Annotated in this window: 17 protein-coding genes; 3 read left to right on the forward strand and 14 right to left on the reverse strand. The window is 66.5% G+C overall.

What is annotated here, in order from left to right; all coding sequences use genetic code 11:
* Window positions 1–244 precede the first annotated feature (244 nt).
* The 14 genes from A0J57_RS08470 to A0J57_RS08535 form a co-directional block, all read right to left on the reverse strand.
* Complete coding sequence (locus A0J57_RS08470) at window positions 245–1,138, reverse strand: pirin family protein (RefSeq protein WP_061940180.1); 894 nt, start codon at window positions 1,136–1,138, stop codon at window positions 245–247.
* Between the two features lie 119 nt (window positions 1,139–1,257).
* A complete protein-coding gene (locus tag A0J57_RS08475; RefSeq protein ID WP_061940179.1) occupies window positions 1,258–2,328 on the reverse strand; it encodes a phosphotransferase in 1,071 nt (356 codons plus the stop codon).
* Window positions 2,325–3,494 (reverse strand): acyl-CoA dehydrogenase family protein, encoded by a 1,170-nt coding sequence (locus tag A0J57_RS08480; protein WP_061940212.1) that lies wholly within the window; start codon window positions 3,492–3,494, stop codon window positions 2,325–2,327. Before A0J57_RS08480 ends, A0J57_RS08475 begins: the two co-directional genes overlap by 4 nt.
* Before the next feature lie 16 nt (window positions 3,495–3,510).
* The gene (locus A0J57_RS08485) at window positions 3,511–4,242 is read right to left on the reverse strand and encodes a glucose 1-dehydrogenase (protein ID WP_025549444.1); all 732 of its coding nucleotides are present in this window, start codon (window positions 4,240–4,242) and stop codon (window positions 3,511–3,513) included.
* 19 nt (window positions 4,243–4,261) lie between these two features.
* Entirely contained in the window at window positions 4,262–4,990 is a 729-nt protein-coding gene (locus A0J57_RS08490; RefSeq protein WP_061940177.1) for an SDR family NAD(P)-dependent oxidoreductase, read from the reverse strand.
* Between the two features lie 25 nt (window positions 4,991–5,015).
* Window positions 5,016–5,456 carry a nuclear transport factor 2 family protein gene (locus A0J57_RS08495; protein WP_061940175.1) on the reverse strand — a complete coding sequence of 147 codons (441 nt, stop codon included), beginning with the start codon at window positions 5,454–5,456 and terminating at the stop codon, window positions 5,016–5,018.
* 25 nt (window positions 5,457–5,481) lie between these two features.
* Window positions 5,482–6,408: a 3-keto-5-aminohexanoate cleavage protein gene (locus tag A0J57_RS08500; RefSeq protein WP_025549441.1), complete on the reverse strand. Its 927-nt coding sequence runs from the start codon at window positions 6,406–6,408 to the stop codon at window positions 5,482–5,484.
* 5 nt (window positions 6,409–6,413) lie between these two features.
* Window positions 6,414–7,427, reverse strand: coding sequence for an NADP-dependent oxidoreductase (locus A0J57_RS08505; protein ID WP_061940173.1), 1,014 nt, complete (start codon window positions 7,425–7,427; stop codon window positions 6,414–6,416).
* Between the two features lie 4 nt (window positions 7,428–7,431).
* Entirely contained in the window at window positions 7,432–9,777 is a 2,346-nt protein-coding gene (locus A0J57_RS08510; protein WP_064232764.1) for a TonB-dependent receptor, read from the reverse strand.
* A 494-nt stretch (window positions 9,778–10,271) separates the two neighbouring features.
* On the reverse strand, window positions 10,272–11,258 hold the full coding sequence (locus A0J57_RS08515; RefSeq protein ID WP_062017065.1) for a fumarylacetoacetate hydrolase family protein: 987 nt from the start codon (window positions 11,256–11,258) through the stop codon (window positions 10,272–10,274).
* Window positions 11,259–11,284: 26 nt separating this feature from the next.
* On the reverse strand, window positions 11,285–12,319 hold the full coding sequence (locus A0J57_RS08520; RefSeq protein ID WP_061940920.1) for a VOC family protein: 1,035 nt from the start codon (window positions 12,317–12,319) through the stop codon (window positions 11,285–11,287).
* Window positions 12,316–13,926 (reverse strand): FAD-dependent monooxygenase, encoded by a 1,611-nt coding sequence (locus tag A0J57_RS08525; RefSeq protein ID WP_061940918.1) that lies wholly within the window; start codon window positions 13,924–13,926, stop codon window positions 12,316–12,318. The genes A0J57_RS08520 and A0J57_RS08525 overlap by 4 nt, the downstream gene beginning before the upstream one ends.
* A gap of 93 nt (window positions 13,927–14,019) precedes the next feature.
* A complete protein-coding gene (locus A0J57_RS08530) occupies window positions 14,020–14,703 on the reverse strand; it encodes a TetR/AcrR family transcriptional regulator (RefSeq protein ID WP_061940916.1) in 684 nt (227 codons plus the stop codon).
* A 125-nt stretch (window positions 14,704–14,828) separates the two neighbouring features.
* A complete protein-coding gene (locus tag A0J57_RS08535; protein WP_025549436.1) occupies window positions 14,829–15,446 on the reverse strand; it encodes a TetR/AcrR family transcriptional regulator in 618 nt (205 codons plus the stop codon).
* Window positions 15,447–15,546: 100 nt separating this feature from the next.
* On the opposite strand from A0J57_RS08535, the gene A0J57_RS08540 reads away from it, so the two are divergent.
* The 3 genes from A0J57_RS08540 to A0J57_RS08550 all read left to right on the forward strand — a co-directional run bounded on the left by A0J57_RS08540 (window position 15,547) and on the right by A0J57_RS08550 (window position 19,478).
* Entirely contained in the window at window positions 15,547–16,308 is a 762-nt protein-coding gene (locus tag A0J57_RS08540; RefSeq protein WP_061940914.1) for an SDR family NAD(P)-dependent oxidoreductase, read from the forward strand.
* Between the two features lie 106 nt (window positions 16,309–16,414).
* Entirely contained in the window at window positions 16,415–17,575 is a 1,161-nt protein-coding gene (locus A0J57_RS08545) for an acetyl-CoA C-acetyltransferase (RefSeq protein WP_048575641.1), read from the forward strand.
* Between the two features lie 193 nt (window positions 17,576–17,768).
* A complete protein-coding gene (locus A0J57_RS08550; RefSeq protein ID WP_061940912.1) occupies window positions 17,769–19,478 on the forward strand; it encodes an ATP-binding protein in 1,710 nt (569 codons plus the stop codon).
* Window positions 19,479–19,638 lie beyond the last annotated feature (160 nt).

Consider the following 19,638-nt stretch of genomic DNA (forward strand, 5'->3'; position numbering starts at 1 on the left):
ACGCCCGACGTGATCCAGTTCGCCCCCGGCCTGCCCAAGACCCGGTCGGGCAAGATCATGCGCCGCATCCTGCGCAAGATCGCGGAGGGCGAGGTGTCGCCCCATGCGCTGGGGGACATATCGACGCTGGCCGAGCCGGCCATTGTGGAGGAATTGATCCGGAACCGGGCCCGGTGATGCTTTCGGCCCCCGGGTCTCATCGAAGCCCGCCGCCTTGGTGGGTTCCGGTCGTCTGGAAATCGCTCTAGCGGAAGACCGGCACGCTTCCCGATGCCGTCCTTGCAGGGCCCTCCTGCCTCAGCCGCTGGGCGATCTCCGCGATCCGCCCTTCGCCCTCCGCAAGGGCGGCGGCTGTCGTGTGCACCGAATAGGAACCGAGGTGAAGCGGATGGGGATGCGGCCGTGCGGACCCCAGGACGAAGGTCGCGCCCGCATCGCCTGCCTGGAGCGTGATCGCCTCCTCTCCCGGCTCGAACAGCGCCATCTCGCCCTGGGCTATCGGGGCGGAGCCGGAAAGACCGCCCTTCGCCACCGCCGCCCAGGCGACCGAATGGCCGGAGGGCGGTGCGTAGGTCCAGTTTTCCCCGGCTTGCAGGCGGACCAGCAGATAGGTGATCCCGTCAGGCGCGCGGACCGGGCTCTGCGCGCCCGCATGCCGGCCCAGGATCACATAAGCGGGGCCGGCCATGGGCATATGGTCCGCCTCTATATATTGGCTGTCGACCGGTCCGTTCTCCAGTTCGGGGGGCAGGGCGATCCAGAGCTGGAAGCCCTGCATCAGCGCCGAGCGCCCGGCGGACAGTTCCTTCCCGTGCCAGACGCCGCCGCCCGCGCGCATCCATTCCACGCCGCCGAAGGCCAGCGTGCCGGTGCCCGCCTGCGGATCGTCATAGGTCACGTCCCCTTCGGTGAAGACGGTGACGGTCGCGATGCCCGAATGGGGATGCAGCGGCATGGCGGCGGAAAGCTGCCGCATGTCGCCTGCAAACAGGTCGAGGAACACGAACGGCTTCAGATAGCGGCCCAGATCGGACGGGCTCATCAGCCGGACGATCGAACCATGTCCGCTGCCGCGCGTGCGATGAACGACCGGGCGGGGGGCCGCCGTGCCGGCCATCATTCCATGAAGGGTTGCCATGATGCTTCCTGTTCCTGCTCCGCAGCGGTAGAGACGATGATTTATGGTGGCGGGAATCGGGTTGCCAGGCCCATTTCCTCAAAGCATCGTTGCCATATCCGGAACGATCGCCCGGCGCGTCACCCTGCCGCCGCCCTTTCCGCCTGCATCCAGGCGAGTTCGGCCAGTTCGGGGAACGCCTTTGCCCGTTCGCGCGCCTGAGCCGAGGCGGCGGTGCCGCGCAGCGCCCGGCCCTTGATGCCGTGGAAGATCGCCGCCAGCCGGAAGAAATTGAAGGCGACGTAGAAATCATAGTCGGGAATCGCCTCCCGACCGGTTCGACGGCAATAGGAGGCCACATACTCCGCCTCGGTGGGAATGTTGAGCGCCGCGATGTCCATGCCGCCCAGTCCCGCGACGATGTGGGGCGGCATCCGGTACATCATCGCATGATAGGCGAAGTCCGCGAGCGGATGGCCGAGCGTCGACAATTCCCAGTCGAGCACCGCCAGGACGCGGGGTTCGGTGGGATGGAAGATCATATTGTCGCAACGGAAGTCGCCATGGACGATCGACGTCTGGTCGTCCGGCGGGATATGCGCCGGCAGCCATTCGACCAGCCGGTCCATGTTCCGATCGCGCCCGGCATCGGCGTCTTCCAGATATTGCCTGGACCAGCGACCGATCTGGCGCTGAAAATAATTGCCGGGACGGCCATAATCGGCCAGTCCGATCGCTGCATAATCCAGGCTGTGCAGCCGGGCCAGCGTCTCGTTCATCGCGTCGAAATAGGCCGCGCGCTCGTGGCTTGCGACCTGCGGGAAGCTTGCGTCCCAGAATATCCGCCCCTCGACCATGTCCATGACATAGAAGGGGGTGCCGATGACCCCTTCATCGACGCAGAGGGCGTGGACATGGGCGACCGGAAATTCCGCCGATCCCAGCGCGGACAGCACGCGCGCCTCCCGCTCGACGTCATGCGCGCCCTTGACCAGCCGGCCCGGCGGTTTCCGGCGCAGGACATAGCTGCGTCCTGGCGTGACGAGCTTATAGGTGGGGTTGCTCTGCCCGCCCTTGAACTGTTCGACGTTCAGCGGTCCCGAATAGCCGTCGACATGATCCGCCATCCATCGCGCCAGACTGGCTTCATCGAACCGGTGCGCCTCCCGAACGGCGACGGTGCCGGCGTTTTCCGCTTCACCGGTGCTCATGGCACGTCCCCCGGATGGGCGCGCCCGATGGCCTTGGCGAGCGACCATTTGTGCACCTCCGTCGGTCCGTCATAGATGCGGAAGGCCCGGATTTCGCGGAATATCTGCTCGACCACCGTGTCGCCGCTCACCCCGGTTCCGCCCATGACCTGCACGCAGCAGTCCGCGATCCGCCACAGCGCTTCGGAAACCGCCACCTTCGTCATCGAGCTTTCGATGATGCCGGGCGCGCCGGAGTCCAGTATGCCCGCGCACCAGTCGATCATCAGTTCCGCCTGTTTCAGGTCGATCAGATTGTCCGCCAGCATGAAGCCCACGCCCTCATGGTCGATCAGCGGCTTGCCGAACGCCTGCCGCTTGACGGCATAGCCGCGCGCGATGTCGTGCGCGCGCCTCGCGCTGCCCCACCAGCGCATGCAATGGGTGAGGCGCGCCGGAGCCAGACGCACCTGCGCATAGCGGAAGCCCTGATCGACCTCCCCGAGTATCCGGGTTGCGGGCACCCGCACACCGTCGAGCCGCACGACGGCATGGCCGCCCGGCATGGTCCCATCGATCGTGTCGAGCAGCCGCTCGACCGTGATGCCGGGGCTGTCCATGTCGACAAGGAACATGGTGGCCGACTCTCCGGTACGCGCCATGACGATCGCGAAGGCAGCGCCCTCCGCGCCTGTCGCGAAGCTCTTGCGCCCGTCGATGATCCAATGGTCGCCATCAAGGCGCGCCACGGTCCTGAGCATCGAGGGGTCGGAACCCGCCCCATCCTCGTCCGCCGGTTCGGTCATCAGGAAGGCCGACCGCGTCGTCCCGGCGGCGAGCGGCCGGAGGAAGCGGTCGATCTGCGCCGGGGTGGCCACGCGGGCGAGCAGGTGCATATTGCCTTCGTCCGGAGCCGCCAGGTTCATCGCCAGCGGGCCGAGCGGCGAATAGCCGGCCGACCGGAACAGCCGCGCCGTCGCGGCATGGTCTAGCCCCTGGCCCCCCAGTTCCGGCGGCAGATGGGGGGCGATGAGGCCAGCATGGCGCGCCTGCGCCCGCAAATCCTCGACCAGCGCGTCCGAAGGGCCGTGACCGCCGATCCGGGGGTCGGTTTCGAAGGGGATCACCACGTCGCGGATGAAGGCGTCCGTTCGCGCGAGCAGTTCGTCCAGACTATCCCGCGTCATGGATGCGATAGCCTCGTCACTGCGCAAGATAGCCGCCATCGATCACCAGTTCGGCGCCGGTCATGAAGCTGGACTCGTCGCTGGCGAGGAACAGCACGCCATTGGCCAGTTCGATCGGCTGGCCCATGCGTCCCAGCGGCGTCGCCGCCACCACCCCGGCGCTGGTTTCCTCCGCCTGATCCTCCAGCACCATGGGGGTGGCGATGATGCCGGGATGGATGGAGTTCACCCGGACATTGTCCGGCGCATAGGTGACGGCGGCATGTTTGGTCAGGTGCCGGACGGCCGCCTTGGACGCATGATAGGCAGCCGCGCCGGGGACCGCCGCGATCCCCCAGATCGACGAGAAATTGACGATCGACCCCGCCCTTTTGGCGCGCATCCCCGGCAGCACGGCGCGCATGCCCAGGAAGACGCCGGTCTGGTTGACCGCGATCACCCGGTCCCAGTCGGCCAGATTCTCATCGGCAAGCGGCAGTTGCGACCCGCCGATGCCCGCATTGTTGACGAGGATGTCGACGGCGCCATGACGCGCCACGATGCCCTCCACCAGCTCCGCCCATTGCCCTTCGTTCGCCACGTCCATGATGGAAAAGCGGATCGCCGGATCGTCATAGGGCGCGTCGGGCGGGTTGACGTCGGTGACATGAACCTGCGCGCCCTCGCGGGCGAAGAGTTCCGCGGTGGCGCGGCCGATGCCGCGGCCCCCGCCGGTGATGATGGCAACCTTGCCCTGCAACCGTCCCATAATATGTCCTTTCGATCCTTCAGCCGATCCCGCCGTCGACGGTGATTTCCGCGCCGGTGACGTAGCTCGCCTCGTCGGAGGCGAGGAACAGCACCAGCCGGGCCACCTCGTCGGTGGTTCCGATGCGCTTCATGGGGATCATGTCCTCGTAGAATTTAAGCCGTTCGGGCGTGTTCTCGCCCAGCATCGGCGTGTCGATGATGCCGGGATGGATCGAATTGACGCGAATGCCGAGCGGCGCGAGTTCCGACGCCGCCAGCTTGCTCATGCCGCGCACGGCCCATTTGCTGGTGGCATAGGCGAAGATGCCGGGAACATTGCCCAGGCCCGCGCCCGACGAGATATTGACGATGGCGCCGCCGCCGGCCTTCGCCATCGCCTCCGCGGCGGCGCGCATCCCCAGGACGACGCTGAGCTGGTTGACGCGATAATGCAGGTCCCACAGCGCGGCGTCCGTCTCCAGCAAGGGCGCGGGCTTGTAGACGCCCGCATTGTTGACCAGAATGTCGATCTTCCCGAAGCGCTCCTCCGCCTCGCGCACGACCCGCGCCCAATCGGCCTGTTCCGCCACGTCATGGCGAACGAAATGGCCGTTGGGGCCCAGTTCGGCGGCGACCGCCGCTCCGGCTTCGTTGAGGTCGGTGACGACCACCTTCGCGCCTTCCGCCGCGAACAGCCGCGCCTCCGCCGCGCCCTGGCCGCTTGCCGCGCCCGTGATCAGGGCGACCTTGCCTTGCAGCCTGCTCATGCGAACCTCTCCTCCTTCATGGCGATCACCAGCGCCGGTCTCTGCCCCACAGGAACCGCGCCTCGTCCCGGCTGGTGTAATCGGGGTCGAGATAGATGTGCATGCGGGCGATCAGCGCGCCGCGAAATTCGAAGACGCTGCAAAAGCGCCCGCCCGGCGTCGTGCCGCCTTCCCATGTCGCGCCTTCCTTGTCTTCGCCGCGGGTTGTCCCTTCGACCACCACGTTGTCGCCGCTCTCGATGAAGCGCAGCCCGTCAATATCGTGCCCGAACGCCTTGAACGAACCCACAAGGCCGGCGGCGAAGGCCATGAAGTCCTCGCGGCCCCGGCCGATGCCGAATTTGGGAAAGAAAAATTCGAAATCGTCCGTGAACCCGTCGAGCATGTCGGGCCGGCCCGCGTCGCCCCGCCGGAAATAGTCGATCACCGCCATGATGCGGGGCGAATGGTCCTGCTGCTCGGCCATGGGCTCTCCCTCCCTGTCGATTGCTCTAGAAGGTGACATTGTCGCCGCCCTTCAGCGCCAGTATCTCACGCGTCTCCGCCGGTGTCGCCACCTCCAGCGACAAGGGCTCCAGGATCGACCGGATCAGCCGCACCTGTTCGGCATTGGACCGGGCGAGCCGTCCCTTGCCTGCATAGAGCGAATCCTCCAGCCCGACGCGGACGTTCGCGCCATTGATCGCGCCCATGGTGACGAAGGGGATCTGATGCTTGCCCGCCGCCATGACCGACCAGCGATAATCGTCCCCGAACAGCTTGTCCGCTATGCGCCTGGCGTGGAGCAGATTTTCCGTATCCGCGCCGGTGCCGCCGAGCAGGCCGAAGATGGATTGCACGAACAGCGGCGGCGTCACCAGCTTGCGGTCCAGGAAATGGGCGAGCGTATAGAGATGGGCGGTGTCGTAGCATTCGAACTCGAACTTGGTGCCATGACCCTTGCCCAGCCGCTCCAGGATCAGCTCTATATCCCTGAAGGTGTTCTTGAAGATCCAGTCGCGCGACGCCTCCAGATGCGCCGCTTCCCAGTCATGTTGGAAGCTCTTGTAACGCTCCAGCATGGGATACATGCCGAAATTCATCGACCCCATGTTGAGCGAGCAGAGCTCCGGCGATGCGCGCAGCGGCGCGGCGAGCCGCTCGTCGAGCGACATGCCCTGGCCGCCGCCCGTCGTGATGTTGACCACGGCGTCGGTCGCCTGCTTGATGCGCGGCAGGAACTGCATGAACACATCGGGATCGGGCGTCGGCCTGCCCGTTTCCGGGTCCCGCGCATGAAGGTGGAGGACGGATGCGCCCGCCTCGGCCGCCTCGATCGCCTGTTGCGCGATCTCGTCGGGCGTCACCGGCAGATGGGGGGACATGGTGGGGGTGTGGACGGCGCCGGTCAGGGCGCAACTGATGATGACCTTCGACACGCGGTTCAATCCTTCGCTGCGGGAAGCCGGATCAGCAGCTTCCCCTGATTCTGCCCGGAATAGAGGCGCGCTATCGCGCCGGGGGCCTCGCCAAGCCCCTCCAATATGTGCTCGCGGTAGCGCAGCCGTCCCTCGCGCAGCCAGGCCGACAATTGGGCGACGGCCTCATCGAAGCGATCGGCATAGTCGAACGTCAGGAATCCGCGCATCGTCGCCCGCTTCACCAGCAGGTGACGCTCGGGCCGGGCGCCCTGCGGCCAGGGGTCCCAGCTTGCGATGGAGGCGGTGCCGCAGACGGCGATCCGCGCATGCAGGCGCAAATGGCGCAGCACCGCGTCGCTGATCGGCCCGGCTATATTGTCGAAATAAATGTCGACCCCGTCGGGACAGGCGCGGGCAATGGCGGCATCCAGATCGGGCTCGCCGCGATAGTCGATCGCGGCGTCATAGCCGAACTCGTCCAGGCACTGGCGCCGCTTTTCCGGCCCGCCCGCCAGGCCGACCGTGCGGCAGCCCGATATGGCGGCGATCTGGCCCACGCACGACCCCACCGAACCCGCCGCCGTCGAGACGAGCACCGTCTCGCCGGGACGAGGGGCGCAGATGTCGAGCAGCCCGAAATAGGCGGTGACGCCGTTCAGCCCCAATATGCCCAGATAGAGCGACAGCGGCAGATCGGTGTCCGGGACGCGCAGCAATATGGCGGACGGGTCGACCGCCGCATGCTCCTGCCAGCCGAACAGGCCCATCACCCTGTCGCCCGGCGCGAAATCGCCGTGCCGCGATTCCACCACCTCCCCGACGGCGAAGGCGCGCATGACGTCCCCGACATGGATGGGGTCGGAATAGTTGCTCGCATCGCTCAGCCAGCCCCGCATGGCGGGCTCGACGGACAGATAATGGTTGCGCACCCATATCTGTCCATCGGCGGGAACGGGCATGGGGCGTTCCTCCAGCGCGAAATGCTCGCTCTGGGGAATGGCCTGCGGACGGCGCGCAAGGATGACGGCCCGGTTCATCGCATCAATAGCTGTAGCTGAGCGTCGCGCCGTAAGTGGCGGGCATGCCGGTGGTGCGCGCCACCGTATCGACCACATGGGTGACGGTGGTGACGTAGAATTTGTTGGTGACGTTGCGGCCCCAGAGCTGGAACTTCCATCCGCTGTCCGGGCTTTCGAGGCCGATCCGCAGGTCGAGCACGGCATAGCCGGGCAGGGCGAATTCGGGCGCTCCCCCGAACGCCGCCACGCTGCGCGAGCGGTAGCGGACATTGCCGCCCAGCGAGAGGTCGAGATTGCCGGTCAGCGCGAAACGATAGTCGAGATCGCCGTTGAGCTGCCATTTGGGCGTGCTGGGAAAGGGTTCGCCCTTGATGTCGACGACGGCGGCATAGGGATCGTTGGCGAGGAAGCTCCGGTCGACGCGCGAGTCGACATAGGTCGCGCCGCCATTGAAGGTCAGCCCGTCGACCGGCCGCCAGTTGACGCTCAGCTCCGCGCCGCGGACGCTCGACCTCGGAACCTGCACCAGCCCGGGCAGATTGCCGAAGGCGGTGGTGATGTAGCCGATGATCTGCTTGTCGTCATATTTGTAATAGAAGCCCGCGCCCGTCAGTTGCAGCCGCCGGTCGAGCAGCGAAAGCTTGAAGCCGGCCTCATAGGCGAGCACCGATTCCTGCGTCACCGGGTCGAACTGGCTGGGGAAAAGGCCGGGCACCGTCGGGAAGCTGCCCGCCTTATAGCCGCGCGTGACGTTGGCGTAGAGCAGGCTGTCGGGATTCGGTTTCCAGTTGAGGCTGGCGCGCCAGGAAATATTATCCTCCTTCAGCGACTTTTCGACGCTGGGCACCGGGATGAAGGGCGTGCCATAGCCGACTTCGCCGAGCGTCGCGCACGCGCCCGGCGCGAGCGCCACCGTCGGCGGATCGAAATTGCGCGACAGGTTCGACAGGAAGCTGAACGCGTTGGAGATCAAACCATCCCCCACGTCCAGCAGGCAGCCGCTGAACCGGTTGCGCTGATCGCTGTAGCGCGCCGAAACCTGCGCCGTCACCCTGTCCGTCAGCTCATAGTCGAGGCTGCCGAACACCGCCTTGGTCGTGATCTTCTGATGGTTGCTGTTGATGAAGGAGGTGTAGCGGAACGGCCCCACCCCGCTGTTGCTGGCGATATAGTCGCCGCGCTGGTCGTCCCCGGTGGTGTCGTGGCTGTAATTGCCGCCCAGCATCCAGCGGATCGGACCCGCCGTGCCCGCGAGCCGCAATTCCTGCGACACCGTCTCTATGTCGGCGTTGATCGTCAGCAGGAAATTATTCTGCGGCACGCCGTCAGTGTCGCTGGGCGAACGCTGCCTGAACCGCGAATAGGCGCTGATCGAGGTCAGGGTCACGGCATCGCTGACGTCCAGGTCGCCGCGCAGCGAGAATTGATAGAAGCTGTCGTCGCGGCGAAGGTCGGCGCCGGGGTCCCAGTCCGCGATGCGGCTGCGGTTGGGGGCCGGGACGGCGGCTTCCAGTTCTGCCGTGATGTCGGTATAGCCGCCTGCCGACGGAGCCACGGTCGGGGCGTATTTCACGAACTGCGCCGCCTGCGTCTCGCTCCGGTCGATCCAGCCATTGGCGTTGAATTCGAAGCGCAGCGTGTCGGTGGGTTCCCAATCGAGCAGCAGACGGGCGGTGGAATAATCCCGGCGGCCGAGGCGGTCGGACGGGCGGGTCTGGCTGATCTGCCAACCGTCGCGATATTCGTGGCGCACCGCGAGCCGCGCCTTCAGATTGTTCGCGATCGGGCCGCTGACAAAGCCCTGCGCATCCACCTGGTCGAACCGGCCATAGCTGAGGTCGATGCCGGCGGCGAGGTGGTCGGTCGGCTTGGCCGCGATATAGTTGATCGCGCCGCCGGTCGAATTCTGGCCGAACAACGTGCCCTGCGGCCCTTTCAGCGCCTCGACGCGCTCCACGTCGAGCGACGCCCCCTCCGTCATGGCGAGATAGGGCAGGGGCACCTGGTCGACATAGACGCTGACCGCCGGGGCCACGGCGACGGCGACGTCATAGAAGCCGATGCCGCGCATCGTGAAGACCGGCGTGCCATAGGCGCTCGGCTGATAGGTGAAGCCGGGGACGATCTTCACCAGGTCCGACGGCTGGGTCACGCCCGCATTGGCGAGCTGGCCAGCCGAAGCGGCGGTGATGGAGACCGGCACGTCGTTCAGCCGTTCCTCGCGCTTTTGCGCGGTGACGATGATCTCGCCCACGGCAAGGTCGCGTTGCGGTGCGGCCTCGGCCTGTTCGGCCGGGGATTGCGCATGGCTGCACAGCGGCGCGACGAGCGCGCTGGTCGCGAGCAGGACGCATATGGGCTTCCTCATTTTTCCTCTCCCTCGTTCAAGCCCTGACTGCCTGATCTGGTGGGGCAGCCGGGTTGTTTGTTCATTCCTTGGCGCGGCGTCTTCCCGGGCCGCATGCCCTTCGTTCAGGTCAGCGGCGGGCGCGCTTCCACAGCCGCCGGGCAAGGCGCCAGACCGGCGGGGCCGGGACGGTCGGACGGAAGTGGGGCGCATGATCGCGGCGCGCCGATTGTCCGCGAGCGGGCGGCGACATACCAAATGCTCTCGATGAACATCGCATTTCCTCTCCGGAAAGCCCTGTTGCCCTGCCGCCCCGCCCCGCATCGATCGTGGGGGTCAGGAGCGGTTGGCGGTCTTTCGATGCGGCGCCTTGATGTCGTGGACAATCTCGGCGCCGCCGGCTCGCCCTGTCGGCTCGGCTTTTCTTTTCGGGTTTCTGTGACCGTAGAATGCCATGCCGGCGGGCTGTGTCAATATAAAACTCTACATATGTGGAGTATTTCTCAACCTCCGATTTACACGCCTGTTATCCGGCTTCTTTGCCCGCCCAGCGACATGCCGCTGACCCCGTCGCGCAGCGTCAGATTGAGCTCGTCGCCCGGTTGCAGGAACCGGCCCAGCGTCTTCATTTCGACGCGCATGCCATCGCGGCGCGCGGCGTCGTTCAGCAGGTTGGTCTTGAGCAGTTCGATCAGGCCCGGCGTGCCTTGCGCGATGACGCCGCCCGGCGTTCCGGTCAGCACCATGTCGCCGGGCTTCAGGTCCATGATCGCCGCGATCTGGGTCAGCGTTTCGGCGGGCTTGTAGATCAGCTGTCCGGTGTTGGCGGACTGGCGGACCTTTCCGTCATAGGTCAGCGAAAGTTCCAGATTGTCGACCGTCGCCGCGACCTCTTCGGGTTCGAGCAGATAGAAGACCGGCCCGGCCGGGCAGAAGGTGCGATAGCTCTTGCCCTGGAACCATTGCATGAAGGACGCGCCGAACATGGTGTCGCGCGCCGACACGTCGTTGCACAGGACCACGCCGGCAAGATAGGAACCCAGATTGCCGGCCGTCACGGTGGTTCCCGCCTCCAGCGGACGGCGCAGGACGATGCCGACCTCCACCTCATAATCCAGAAGCTCGACCCCCTTGGGACGGACGATGTCGGCATAGGCGCCGCAGAGCGACGAACTGGCCTTGGCGAAAAGGAGATTCTCCTTGCGCACATGATGACCGGCCTCCGCCGCATGCTCATCATAGTTGAGCCCCTGGCAGATCAGCGTCGCATCGGGGGTGACGGGGCTCAGAAGGGCGCTCGCGGCGAAGCGCACCGCCTCGCCCGTGGCGGTCAGGTCCGGCGCGGCTTCGATCGCGCCGATCAGTTCGCCCAGGGTCCTCGCGCCGCTCGCAATGCCCCGCCCCTCGACCCGGCCGGCCGGTCCCTCGGGCGCATCGCCGGTCAGCACGGCCCAGCGCGGGCCCGCGCCTTCATCATAGCGGACGATCATCAATGCCATCATTCTACTCCTGCATTCCAATGGGGATGTCAGCGAAGCCAGGGGCGCGGGGGCGCCAGCAAGGCGTCGACGATATTGCGGACGAGCGGGGGCGCGTCGGCCGGGGCGGGGGCGGGCGGCCGCATGGAATCGGGCAGGTCGTCGCCCCAGGACCAGAGGTCGCCGCGGGACAGCGGATGGAAACCGGTCGGATAGTCGGCGGTCATCAGGTCGCCGTCCGCATAATGTTCCCACTCGTCCCCGGCCGAGTCCTTCCAATAATCGAAGACCTGACTGCCGAGCACATGGCGGCCGATGCCCCAATAATGGTTCCAGCCCCTGCCGCGCAGATATTGCTGGCCCTGCCCCACCGCATCGACGTCGATCGTCTCGGTCGAGATGTGCAGCAGGCGCGATTCCGGCCCGGCGAGCAGCGCGAGGCTGTGATGGTCGGCGGGCTCCGCGCCCCGGTCGAAGCGGAAGAAGCCCAGCACCGGCGTATCCTCGCCCACGGTCGCGACGTCGGTCGGGAGATAGCCGAAATGACGCCGGTACCAGCCGGCGGTCCGTTCGAAGTCCGGCGTCTGGAGGACGACATGGCCGATGCGGAACACCGGCGCGGGCGCGGTCGGCGTCCGGACCGGCCTGTCGATGCGGCGGCTGGCCACAGGCGAGTTGACCTCGGTCAGCGGCTCCCGCACCGGCAGCGGCTCCAGCGGCGCCGCGCCCCAGAGCAGGTCGACGCGCACGCCCTCCGGATCGAAGAGGCGCACCCGCTCGCCGCCGCCCGGCGCATTCGTCGCTTCGACCGACGACTGGGTGGCGGCGGACAGCCGATCGAGATCGGCACGGTCCCTGGCGGCAAGGCCGAAGCCGACGAAGGCGTCCCGATCCGACGCGATCAGCTCGACGCAATAGGGTTGCGGCCCATAGCCCCGGAAATGGCGCGATCCACTGCTGCCGCCCGCGACCGGCACGAAACCGAAATCCTCCAGGAAGCGGGCCATGGCGTCGACGTCGCGCCGCTCGAAGCTCACATGGACGACGGCGTCCGCCCGGACGATGGGATCGACCCGGTCCATCATGACCTTGCTCCCCTGATCCGGTCGATCACCGCCATCGGGTCTTCCGGCATGGCGTCGCCGCGCCAGGCGACATGCTGGTCGGGGCGGATCAGCACGAAATCGCGCTCGTAGATCCGCCGGGCATGCGCGTCGCGGATGTCGAGCAGGTCGACCGGCACGCCCCGCTCGCGCGCGGCGTCGAGCAGCGGTTGGGCCGAGGCGTCGGTGAAGCGGACCAAAGTGAACCAGGGCCCCAGCCGGTCGAAGATGGCGCTGCCATCCTCCAGGAACAGATGCGGCGCCCGCATGCCCGGCCAGGTGCTGGGCACATAATCGCGCAGCCGCCATTCCGGTTCTTCGCATTCATGGCAGACGATCGGCGACTGGCGATAGCGATGGTCGAGTTCGATGCCGCGCGATTCATTCTCCGCATTGCCGAGTTCCGCGATCAGCGCGCCATAGGCGTCGCGCGCGGCGGCCCCCTCCGGCGTGTCGTCATGGATGATCGGGTCATAGGCTTCCGCGATCTTCAGGCGCACGCCCATGTGCAGGCGCGACGCGTCGACGATGGCGCGGCCCACCGGCCGGCGCTCCGCCTCTATGCTGTCGAGCAGGGCGGGGCCGCCCCAGCCTTGCAGGATGGCGGCATATTTCCAGGCGAGGTCGACGGCGTCGCCTATCCCGGTGTTCATGCCGTAACCGCCGGTCGGGATCACCTGATGCACGGCATCGCCCGCCATCCACACCCGCCCGCGCCCATATCCGTTCGCCAGCACCAGATGCGGCGACCAGGGGTTCGCCTGGATCACCTCGATCGGGAATTCCCGGCCCAACGCATCGAAGGCGAGTTGCCGGGGATCGATGGCCGCCGCGTCCGCCCCTTCGGGCAGCATGCAGTGGAGCGTCCAGATTTCCGCGTCGTCCTGCGCAATCAGCGTGCTGCCGGCGGGCGACTGATAATGCCAGGCGATGCCGAAGCGCTGGAGCAGGTCGCGCGCCTCCGACCGGAAATGCACCATGAAGAAGCGGGCGACATTATATTGCCCGTCCCAGGCAAAGCCCAGCTTCTCGCGGACGATGCTGCCGCCGCCGTCGCAGCCCGCGAGCAGGGCGCAGCGCTGCCGTTCGGTGCGCCCCGTCGCGACTTCGCGCAGATGGACCGTCACCCCTTCGCCATCGTCGTCGAAGCCCTCGAGCGCCCAGCCGAACCGCATTTCGACCAGCGGAGATTCTTCCAGCAACCCGCGCAGCAGCGGTTCCAGGACGACCTGGCTCAACCGCATATAGGGTTCCAGCGGCTGCGACCCGTCATTGTTGGCGCGAATGTCTTCCCGCCAGCTTTCGACGTCGGGATAGCGGAAGCGGGCCAGTTCCCACTCGTTCAGCCGCGTCACCCAGGAAACGTCCATCGGATTGCCGCGCGGCACGGCGACGTCGCGTATCTTCTCCGCAATGCCCATGCGGCGGAACAGCTCCATGCTGCGGCCATTGGTCACGTCCATCTTCGGATGGCGCGTGGTCGAGGGATTGCGTTCGAGCAGCAGCGTGCGAACGCCGCGGCTTTGAAGCTCAAATGCGGTGGTAAGGCCGACAGGCCCCCCACCCGCTACGATGACTGGAACATCCACGGGGCATCTTCTCCATCACGGTCATTGCCGTCTGGAGAGCAGGGCTAACATGCCCTGCCACAGGAGTCCATAAAAACTCTACAGTCGTGGAGTTTATTTGAAGACAGCGCGTTCGACGAGGTTCCAATAGCGTTCGACGGCCTCCTCATTCCTGATGGAAAAGCCAATGGTTTCCGCCATTTCGCGGTTGAGCGACGACAGGGTGGAGGTCATGCCGATGAGCATGTAATAGACATGATCGGGATCGCCCTGCAGGAGCTGGCCCTCCGCCTGCGCCACCCGGATCTGGGGCAGGATGCGGTCGCGGGTCTTGCTGAGAACCTTCTCGACCAGCCAACCGATTCTCGGACTCGATCCCTGATTCTCGCGCAGCATGAAATGGTGGAACGCGGTATGTTCGACCGTGAAGCGCAGGAAGGTCCGGAACTCGGCCCGCACGCGCTCTGACGCGGACATTCGGGAATCGGGGGGAATGGCCTCGTCCCACATGGTCTCGATCTGCTCGAAGGCATATTCGGCCACCGCCTTCCACAGCGCCTCCTTGGTGCGGTAATGATAGGTGATCAGCGTATATTCCAGGCCCGCGCGTTCCCCGATGCGGCGCACGCTGCTGCCGTCGAACCCGCGCTCGGCAAATTCGTTGAGCGCCGCCTCCAATATCGCCTGGCGCGTTTCGACGGACCGCTGCTGTTCGCGCCGGTTGGTCTTCCGCCGCTGTCCGGGCTGTTTCGCGGCGGCGCTTTCGTCCGGGGCCTTTTTGCGGTTTGTCTCTGCCATTGAGCCTCCAAATTGCAGCCGTGAAGCGGAAGCGTGCCCGTGTCCCCCGGCATCCTGCCCTGCCGCCGTGATCGGGATCGACGTTGGAAGGAGGGCAAGCCGCCTTGGCGCACGCTCTACCCAAGTCAATCGCGCGGATCGAGTCCCGAAACCAGAATGTCGACCAGCTTTTCCGCCACGGTCCCGGCCGGCATCGCCCCTTCCGGATCGTACCAGCGCCCCGGCCAGTTGAGCGCCCCAGCCAGCGCGAAAGCAGCCATCTTCACGTCGATCCGCGCGATCGAACCATCGGCAACGGCGTCTTCGATCAACCTGCGCAAGGCATTGTCGATCTCCCGCTTCAGCGCGCGATAGCGCGGCCGGCTTTCCGGCGAGAGGACTTCGTCCCCGGTCCGGATCACGCATCGCCCGAAATCGTCCATGTTGACCTCGGCATAGCGGCGCAGGAAGCGCGTCAGCCGATGGCGGCCGTCACCGGGCTCCCGCCGGGCCTGATCGGCCGCTTCCAGCAATTGCTGCAGGCCGATGGTGACGCATTCCAGCAGCACCTGATCCTTGTTGGCCAGATAGTGGTAGATGGTGCGCTTGGATATGCCCAGGCTGGCGGCGACGTCGTCCAGCGACGTCGCGTGAAACCCGCGTTCGTTGAACATCCGCACCGCCGCGCGCAGCACGGCCTCGCGCTTGGCAAGGCGCTCGGCTTCTTTCTGGGCGGGGGTGCGGAATGGTGAAGCGGCGTGCATCAATGTCCTCTTTTTCTCCATCGAAGCGTTGACAGGAAACCCGGCGCGACGCAATACACCCAAAAGTGCATGAGCCACTCATGAGTTTCCGGAGGCTGAAATGGATCTGAAGGGAATGGCTGCCATCGTCACCGGCGGCGCGTCGGGATTGGGCGGCGCCACCGCCGCGCGTCTGGCCCGGGGCGGCGCCAGGGTGACGCTGTTCGACCTGAACGCCGAATTGGGGACGGCCCATGCCGACGCCATTGGCGGCCAGTTCATGAAGGTCGACGTGACGGACGAGGGCGCCGTCGCGGCAGCGTTCGAACAGGCCGAGGCGCTGCACGGCGTCGCGCGCATCCTGGTCAACTGCGCGGGGATCGCGCCGGCGATCAAGACCGTCGGCAAGGAGCATGCGCCCCATCCGCTGGACGTGTTCAGGCGGACCGTCGAAGTGAACCTGATCGGGACATTCTGCATGATCGCCCGCTTCGCGGCTTCCCTGGCGAAGGCGGACGAGATCGAGGGTGAGCGGGGCGTCATCGTCAACACGGCGTCGGTTGCGGCGTTCGACGGCCAGATCGGCCAGGCCGCCTATAGCGCCTCCAAGGGCGGCGTCGTCGGCATGACCCTGCCCATCGCCCGCGACCTGGCGCAGCACAGGATCCGTGTGATGACCATCGCGCCGGGTATCTTCCTGACGCCCATGCTGGAGGCGTTCCCCCAGCATGTGCAGGATGCGCTGGGCGCGCAGGTGCCGCATCCCAGCCGCCTTGGGAAGCCCGACGAATATGCGCAGCTCGTCGACAGCATCATCGCCAATCCCATGCTGAACGGCGAGGTCATCCGACTGGACGGCGCGATCCGAATGGCGCCGCGTTGAGCGGCCCCGGCAGACGAAGCGCTGGTTCCACGCGCGCGCCTGCCGCCTTCTGGAGCGGGGAACCGGTTCGGTCCGCCGCTCCTCCTCATGTCGAAGGAAGCTGAAAATGGCCGAAGCCTATATTGTCGAGGCGCTGCGTACTGCCGGCGGCAAGCGCAAGGGCGCGCTGTCGGGCGTTCATCCGGCGGATCTGGGCGCCGTGGTGCTGAACGCATTGGTCGACCGCAGCGGCATCGATCCCGCCGCGGTCGAGGATGTCATATTGGGCTGCGTCACCCAGGGCGGCGAACAATCCTTCGCCTTCGGCCGCAATGTCGTGCTGGCGTCGAAGCTGCCCGACAGCGTTCCCGCCGTCACCATCGACCGGCAGTGCGGATCGTCGCAGCAGGCGCTGCATTTCGCGGCGCAGGCGGTGATGTCCGGCACGCAGGACCTGGTGATCGCGGCCGGCGTGGAAAGCATGACGCGCGTGCCGATGGGCTCCAACTTCAATCTGCATGCGCAGGCGGGAATTGGGGAAGGGCCATGGCCCGCCAGCATCCGCGAGCGCTACGGCGTCGACGAGTTCAGCCAGTACCATGGCGGGCAGGCGATTGCCGACAAATATGGCTTCAGCCGCGAAGACATGGACGCCTACGCGCTGGAGAGCCATCGCAAGGCCGCGGCGGCCATCGCCGCGGGCGCTTTCGAGCGCGAGATCGTGCCGGTCGACACGCCGGACGGCCGCTTCGCGCAGGATGAGGGCGTGCGCGCCAATGGATCGATGGAGGCGCTGGCCGGGCTCAAGACGCTGACCGAAGGCGGCACGATCACCGCCGGCAATGCGAGCCAGATGACCGATGGCGCCTCCGCCGTGCTGGTCGCGAATGAGGAGGCGCTGAAGCGGTTCGACCTGAGGCCGCTGGCGCGCATCCATAATCTGACGGTGACGGCGGGCGACCCCGTCATCATGCTGGAGGAACCGATTGCGGCCACGGAAAGGGCGCTGCGCCGGGCGGGGCTGGGCCTGGACGAGATCGACCTGTTCGAAGTGAACGAAGCTTTCGCTTCCATTCCCATGGCCTGGCTGAAGGTGCTGGGCGCCGATCCGGGCAAGCTGAACGTCCATGGCGGTGCGATCGCGCTGGGCCACCCTCTCGGCGCGAGCGGGACGAAGCTGATGGCGACCCTTGTCCATGGATTGAGGGCGCGGGGCAAGCGCTATGGGCTGCAAGCCATGTGCGAAGGCGGCGGCATCGCCAACGTGACCATCGTCGAGGCATTGTGACGGTTCCTGCGGAGCGGGCGTCGCGGGCTTGCGCGCCCGGCGCCCGCGCCGGCGGACCGGCGGATGAACAGGGTTAAGGATGAGTTGACGGGCCGCAAACCCAGGCCGCCTCTAAGCCATTGATCATAATCGCTTTGTGATCGACGCCGTCCGATGTTAGAAAGACGCGCGGTTCCGATGCAGAAGGTTGTCGATGGACAGGAAATTGGCAAGCGAACGGGGTGCCGAACAAAAGGCGCTGGCGGCACGATGGACCATAGCCGCCGAAGCCATGGAGGCGCTGGCCGGCGCGCGGTCGATGGAAGCGATCATAAATGTCCTGCGGGCCTTTGCGCGCCGCGCGGTGGGGGCGGACGGCATCGCGGTCGTCCTGCGCGACGAGGACCAGTGTCATTATATCGCTGAAGATTCGATGGAACCGCTTTGGGCGGGACAGCGCTTCCCGGCATCGAGTTGCGTGTCCGGATGGGCGATGGAGCATCATCGGACGGCGGTGATCCCGGACGTCTTCGACGATCCCCGCGTGCCGGTGGAGGCCTATCGCACCACATTCGTGCGGTCGATGGTGATGGTGCCGATCGGCCGCATCGAACCCATGGCCGCTCTGGGCGCCTATTGGTCCGAATTCGCGCAGCCCACCGACAATGAGATCGCGCTGCTGGAGGCGCTGGCCCGCGCCGCGTCCACCGCGCTGGAGAACGGGCGGCTGTTCGCGTCTCTGGAAGCGCTGAACGACCAGCTCGAACGCCGCGTCCGGGAACGCACCACGGAACTGGAGCGGTCGCAGGACAGCCTGCGCCAGGTCCAGAAGCTGGACATGCTCGGCCAGTTGACGGGCCATGTCGCCCATGACTTCAACAATCTGCTGATGCCGATCGTCGGCGGGCTGGACCTGATCCTGTCGGGCAAGCGGACGCCCGAATCGATCGAGCGGCATGCGACCATCGCGATGCAGGCGGCGGAGAGCGCGCAGACGCTGGTGCAGCGGCTCTTGACCTTTGCCCGCCGCCAGCCCCTGACCGCAAAGGCGGTCGACCTGTCGGACCTGCTTGGCGGGATGCAGGCCTTGCTGACCAGCACGCTGGGACCGCGTATCGCGCTGACGGTCGATCTCCAGCCGATGTTGCCGCCGGTGCGCGCGGACGCCCATCAGCTTGAGGTCGCGCTGCTCAACCTGGCCGTCAACGGCCGCGACGCCATGCCCGATGGCGGCGCCCTCAGCATAAAGGCGCAGGCGCGCCAAAGCCGCCTGCCCGCCGCGCTGACGCCCGGTCCCTATGTCTGCCTGACCGTCAGCGACACCGGCACCGGCATGACCCCGGCGGTCAAGGCGGCGGCCATGGAGCCCTTCTTCACGACCAAGCCGTCCGGCCATGGCACGGGGCTTGGCCTTTCCATGGTCCATGGCCTTGCCGCCCAGCTTGGCGGCACGGTGGAGATCGACAGCGCCGTGGGGCAGGGCACCAGCGTCCGGCTATGGCTGCCCGTCGAGCGGGCGCCTGCCGTGAAGGCGGCTTCCCCAGCAGTCGAGGAGGGGCCGAAAGAGCGTTCGGGCAAGGTGCTGCTGGTGGACGACAACGATCTCGTCCGGAACAGCACGCGGGAGATGCTGATCGACATGGGCTATGAGGTGGTGGACACCGACCGGGCCGAACGCGCGCTCAGCATGATCGAATCCGGCGACCGGCCGGACATCCTGATCACCGACCATATCATGCCGGGCATGACGGGGGTGGAACTGGCGCTGCGCCTGCGGGCCGATCATCCGCACATCGCGTTGCTGATCATATCGGGCTATGAGGGGGTGGACCTGATCGCGCCCGACATCACGCGCCTGTCCAAGCCCTTCCGGCATAATCACTTGCAGGCCTGCATAGCCGCGGCGCGGGCGCAGGCAGCCTGATCCGCATCCTGTTTCGGGGTCATGGCCCCTCTGCGGAGAAAAGCTTGGCGCCGGCCTGGCCCGGATATGTCCTGTGGCGCTTCGCTTCATTCTATTCAGGCCATCCCTGAACGGGATGACTTTGCCGTGGATCGGACGACGCGACCCAGGGCGCATTCGC

This window comes from Sphingobium sp. 22B (assembly GCF_001580035.1).
In the GTDB taxonomy this organism is placed as follows: domain Bacteria; phylum Pseudomonadota; class Alphaproteobacteria; order Sphingomonadales; family Sphingomonadaceae; genus Sphingobium; species Sphingobium fuliginis.